This window comes from Methanobrevibacter sp. (assembly GCF_045646045.1).
Lineage (GTDB): Archaea > Methanobacteriota > Methanobacteria > Methanobacteriales > Methanobacteriaceae > Methanocatella.
The window spans coordinates 24055-30998 of the sequence record NZ_JAZRJY010000037.1 but is presented as its reverse complement, the minus strand read 5'-3'; the positions used below and the strand labels follow the sequence as shown (position 1 = coordinate 30998).

The following is a 6944-nucleotide window of genomic DNA, read 5'->3' as shown; positions in this document are numbered from 1 at the left end:
CACCAGCAATATATAAAGCACCACCATTACCATCACCAGTAGCATTAGTAACAACATTAGAAGAGGAATACATCATACTGGAATCAAGAACATGAGCATCATCACCCTCAATATAAATAACACCACCAGCAGTAGAATTAGATCTAGCAAAAGTGGAATTAAATACATCAGCCCTGTCACCTTCAATATAAATAGCTCCACCTTTACCATTGGTAGACTGAGTAACACTAAAGTCAGAATTCACAACATAAGCGTTATAACCAGCAATATAAATAGCACCACCATCACCACCATTCTTAGCAATACAGATAGAGAATGATGAATCAGTAATATTTGAATTGTTTCCTGCAACATAAATAGCACCACCATTATGGGAAGCATTGGTCAATGTGAAACTGGAGTTAGATATAGTAACATTGTTACCTAAAATATAGATTGTACCACCGTCATGGAGTGCTGAACTGTATTTAAAGTCCATACCGTCAATTACAGTGCCTTCACCATAAATATAAAGTGTTCCTCCATCATAAGCACTACATCTTTCGAAAATACATTTATAAATTGTTGTATCATTACCACGAATATCAATTGCTCCTCCATGAGCATTAGTACCATTTGCAGAGTTTCTAGTAAAGTTAGAATAAGAAATTGTGGTATTCAAACCTGCAACATAAATCGCACCACCATTTTTGGTAACTGCAGCACATTTATCGAAAACATTGTATGTTATATTAGCATTATCTCCTGCAACATAAACTGCTCCACCATATTGTGAAGCATTATTTAAAGTCATTTGTGAGTTAGCAATAGTTGCATTTTCACCAGCAACATAAATCGCACCACCATCACCATAAGCGATACTAAATGTAATTGTAGAATTCTCGATGATTGCATTGGTACCGCTTACATAAATCGCACCGCCTTCATATGCACTACATCTTACAAAGTTACAATCTAAAATCTTGGTGTCATTACCTTGAATGTCAATAGATCCACCACGACCATCAGTACCATTAGCAGAGTTCAAAGTAAAGTTGGAATTGGAAATAGTGGTATTTAAACCAGCAACATGGAGAGCACCACCATAATAATTAATGGCTGAACATTTATCAAAGTTATCACCAATAATTTGAGTATTGTCCCCATCAATATAAATTGATCCACCATAATCTGAAGCATTGTTGTACTCCAAATTAGAGTTTGAAATAATTGCATTATCTCCTGCAAGATAAATAGCACCACCATTAATCACAGCAGTACAGTGAGTAAATGTGGAATTATCAATCTTTGCATCAGCACCATTTACATAAATCGCACCACCTTCATAAGCTATACACATATCAAAATCTGTGTTTAAAACTTTAGTACCATTTCCCTGAATAGTAATAGACCCTCCATGAGCATCAGTACCATTAGCTGAGTTTCTAAAAAAGTGGGAATCAGAAATAGTAGTGTTTAAACCCGCTACATAAATCGCACCACCATCTAACATATCAGCAGAACATCTATTGAATGTAGATCCAATAATATTAGTATTATTACCTGCAACATACATAGAACCACCATTCATTGTAGCATTGTTATATGTTAAAAGGGAGTTTGAAATTGTAGCATTATTACCTGCAAGATAAAGAGCCCCACCATTATTAATAGCTGAAGAATACATGAAGGTAGATCCATCAATAATACCGTTATCTCCTTCAAGATAGAGTGCTGCACCATCATATGCTATACATAAAGTAAATGATGCATTAAGTACTTTAGAATCATTACCTGCAATATAGATAGATCCACCACGGGCAAAATTCGCAACATTAACCCTATTCATTGTGAAATTAGAGTTAGAAACAGTAGCATTAGCACCATTTACATAAATAGCACCACCATCTAACATATCAGCAGAACATTTATCGAAAATATCACCATCAATATGGGCATTAGCCCCCTCTACATAAATCGCACCACCATTATTAGTAGCATTATTGAAATTCAAAGTGGAATTAGAAATAGTAGCATTAGCACCATTTACATAAATCGCACCACCATTATTAATAGCAGAACTGTGAGTAAATATGGAATCATCAATAACAGCATTATTACCATCTATATAAATAACCGCACCATCATAAGCAGTACAGAAATCGAAATAACAACCATAAATATTAGTATCATCACCCTGAATATCAATAGATCCACCATGAGCAAAGTTAGAAACATTAACTCTATTTCTTGTGAAGTTTGAATCGGAAATAGTGGCATTTACACCTTTAACAGAAATAGCACCTCCGTCAAATGCAGTTGTACTACAATTTGCATATGAAGTTCTGGCAATATTTGCATTAGCACCATTTACATAAATCGCACCACCATAGTTTGTAGTTGATGAGAATGCAAAGCTGGAATCTGATACTGTTGAATCTTCACCTTCAATATAAATAGAACCACCGGCACCGACATTTTCACCTTCATATGTACCATTAGCCATACAATAATTAAAGGTTGAATCATCTACAACTGCTCCATCACCATAAACATAAATAGCACCACCTAAAAGTGAGTGAGCACGTAAAAAGCTTGAGTTGAATATAGTAGAATCGTCACCTTCAATGTAAATAGCACCACCATAACTAGTAGCATTAACAAAACTAAAAGTGGAATCTGAAATAGTAGCATTAGAACCACCTAAATAAACAGCTCCACCATCACCAGTAGAAATAGTCCTATTAAATATGGAAGATACAATATTGGTATCATTTCCTTCTACATAAACAGCACCACCATCAGCAGCATTAACTTCGGTGAACACAACACCAGAAATTTCAGTGTTTTCACCAGCTACATAAATAGAACCACCTTTACCTGCATTATTGTGGGAGAAGTAATTTCTGATAATTGAAGTATCATTACCTGCAACATAAATTGCACCACCTGACGTAGTGTAATTAAAATCACCTTTGACAGCACCAAGATTAAGGAAATTAGAACGAGAAACTGTAGTATTGGAACCTTCAATGTAAATAGCACCACCATCAGTAGCAGAACCATATTGGAACCTACAACCTTCAATATTAAGGTCTTCACCTTCTACATATATTGCACCACCTTTATCGGAAGCAGAAAAAATTCTGAAATTGGAATCAAATACGTTAGCATCATCACCTTCAACATAAATAGATCCACCTTTGGTAGCGTTAGCAAATGAAGAATTAAAGTGGCAAATAGTTGCATTGTTACCTGCAACATAAATTGCACTACCTGACTCAGCAAAGCTGAAAGTGTTTGAAGATTGTTCAATTCTTGCATTAGAACCATCAATATAAATAACTCCACCTTCATAAGCAGTACATCGAGTAAAAGTACAATCTTCAAGGTTTACATTATCCCCTTGAATATATATAGAACCACCACGAGCTTTACTGCCAACAACCCTATTTTCCTCGAAGTTTGAATTTAAAATAGTGGCATTTAAACCAGCAACATATAACGCTCCACCATCATTCTGATAAGCAATACATCTTAAAAAGTTAGAATTATTAATTAAAGCAAAGTCACCAGCAACATAAATAGCACCACCATAATCAGTCGCATTAGTATAAGACATGTTGAAGTTAGATATTGTTACAGAATCACCTTTAACATAAATAGCACCACCATTAGTAGCGAAACTACGGTTACATGAGTATCCATCAATAGTAACATCTGAACCGAATACGTAGATAACTCCACCTTCATAAGCAGTACATTTATCGAAAATACAATCTAAAATCTTAGTACCGTTACCCTGTACATTAATAGATCCTCCACGAGCTTCATTTTGAATATTAACTCTGTTTTCAACAAAGTTTGAATTGGAAATAGTGGTATTTAAACCCTCAACATAGATAGCACCACCATCATACTGATAGGCAATACATTTTTCAAAGCTTGAATTATCAATTAAAGCGAAGTCACCAGCAACATAAATAGCACCACCATAATCAGTCGCATTATTATATGAAACTTGAGTATTGGAAATAATCGCATTATTACCATTTACATAAAATGCTCCACCATTAGCAGCGAAACTGTAAATACATGATAAATTATCGAGAACTGCATTAGTACCATTAATATAAATAACACCACCTTCATAAGCAGTACATTTATCGAAAATACAATCTAAAATCTTAGTACCATTACCTTGCACATTAATAGATCCACCACGACCTTCATTAGGAATATTAACTCTATTCATTGTGAAATTACATTTTGAAATAGTTGTGTTTGAACCTGCAGCGTAAATAGCACCACCATCAATATTATTAGCACCACATTTATCGAATAAAGAATTATTAATTAAAACATTATCTCCAAAAATATAAATTGCTCCACCATAGTTTGTAGCATTTGATAAACTAAAATTACAGTCTGTGAAAGATAAATCAGATCCAAAAATTAATATTGATCCTCCGGCATCACCAGCAAAGTTAACTTTACAGGTTAAATTGTATACAGTACCACCATTACCCTGCCAGAACAATGCACCACCGTCGTCACCTGCTCTGTTATTAATCATGGTTGAGTTGTACAAACGACCATAGTCACCATATACATAACCGGCACCACCACCACGGCCAGCAAAGTTATTAATCATGGTCAAATTATTTACAACACCATAGTCACCATATACATAACCGGCACCACCGTCACGACCGGCACTACAGTTGAGAATAAATGAATCAATTACCCCAACTTTATTGTCAAGTAACAGTTGTTCTAAAATAATTGGGTCCAATTCTGTGTTTGAAGAGTTAAGATAAATACCTCCTCCATCATATACAGCACTTTCATTGAAAAGAGTGGAATTATGAATATATGCACCATAATCCAGATAGATTCCTCCACCATAATCAGCATTATCATTAGCGAAGTTGGAATTTAATATGTTAGTAAACATGTTAGCACAATAAATTGCACCACCATAATCTGCAGTGTTTGTGATGAATGAAGAATTGGTAATGGAAATAGTTCCCTGTGAAGAAGCAGCATCCAAAGCTACTCCCCCACCGTTGTTAGTTGCTTTATTATTAACAACAGTAATATTATCAATAGTACCGTTTACTCCTTCCCACAACAATGCTCCCCCATCATTTGCGGCAGTGTTATTAATGAAGAGACTGTCAAATAACTGTCCGTAGTTACCCACAACATAACCTGCACCACCATCATTACCGGCAGTGTTGTTAATCATGGTAAGATTTTGTACAACTCCATGATTACCGTATACATAACCTGCACCACCATCATGACCTGCGATACAATTAGCAATTACTGAATGTCTTACACCAACATTATCAATGAGCAACTTCATCATATATGGACTAAGACCAGAAATATTGGTATTACTTGCACGAAGATATATAGCACCACCATCGTTTGTAGCATTTTCCATATTGAATGTACAATAGTTAATAGCAGCACCAACATCTAAGTATATACCTGCACCATTATATGCTTTATCATATACAAATGTAGAGTTGAGTATAACACTAAATAAACCACCACAGTATAAAGCACCACCATCATTACCTGCAGTATTTTGTATAAAATTAGAATACATTATAACTACAGCAGCATCAAATATTGATGATAATCTAGGAGGATATAGATATATACCACCACCATCACCATTAATAGCAGTGTTGTTAAATACTTTAGTATCAACTATACTACTATTGGAACATAACCATACTATAGCACCACCATTACGATTAGCTATATTACTATTAAATGTTAAATTCCTAATAGCACCATGAGTTGCATTAAAGAAACCGGCACCACCATCATTACCTGCATTACAGTAGGACATTATATTATTGAATAGACCTAACTTAGAAACCAAGTCAGGATTTACTAAAGAGGAATCGAGATTACTATTCAGATAAATCGCTCCACCGTCATGGCCAGCAGATTCATGTTCGAATATATTGCCACTGATATGCGCCCCCGAATCTAAATACATGGATCCACCATCATTTGTAGCTTTGTTGTATTTAAAAATAGATGATGAAATATTTGTTAAAGGGCCGCTTATATAAATTGCTCCACCATTTACAGCATTATTATCAATAAATGTTGAGCCTACAATAGTTGAAGTTAAGGTTATAAAAGAGGAATCGGCAGAAGCAATATAAATTGCACCACCATTTAAAGCAGAATTGTTAATAAATTGAGAATTGATAACTTCAACATTATCACCGGAAGTCAGACTGATAGCTGAACCATTTGTACCTCTAGCATTGATAAATACAATATTTTTTAACACTACATGTGCATTATTTGTAATGCTGAATATTGATGCGGAACCTGCACCGTCTATAGTGTGACCATCACCATCAATAGTAATGTCCTTACTAATTACAATACCATTGATACTGTCACCGCTAGTGTATGTATAATTTTTATCTAATCTAATCGTTCCGTTCGACGACGTGGACTGGATTTGATTATCCAGCTCGGTAAATGATCCTGAATCAGCTGCCAGGATACTATCCCGCGTATCCGTTGCCTGAGCAATTGGTGTTTCATCACCAGACATAGAAACTATCGAACCATCAACAACATCTGTTGCACATGCAAGTGATAGTGTAGAAATAAACACTATACACAAGCAAAATAAAATAAATATCTGCTTTATTTTCATTTGTATAACCTCTTTTTTTCTATTGTATAACATTCCCATAAACTGCGAAAACAATTATACCGAGATTTATTTTGGTTAAAACAAATATATATGTTTTACTTTTTGAAAATAAAGGACAAAATTAAAATCATTTCAGAAAATAACAACAAAACTAAACAAATACATACATAATTTTATATGATTGAACCTGATAATAATAAATTAATATAAAAAATAAACTAAATATGAGAATTAAAAAAGATTATTTGATAAAATAATATTA

General features: G+C 34.4%; 1 protein-coding gene. It reads right to left on the bottom strand.

Annotated features, from left to right (window positions below; translation table 11 throughout):
- Positions 1–6682 (bottom strand): right-handed parallel beta-helix repeat-containing protein (locus ACKI5C_RS02615; RefSeq protein ID WP_407431675.1); only part of this gene is annotated, 6682 nt, incomplete at its 3' end.
- Positions 6683–6944 lie beyond the last annotated feature (262 nt).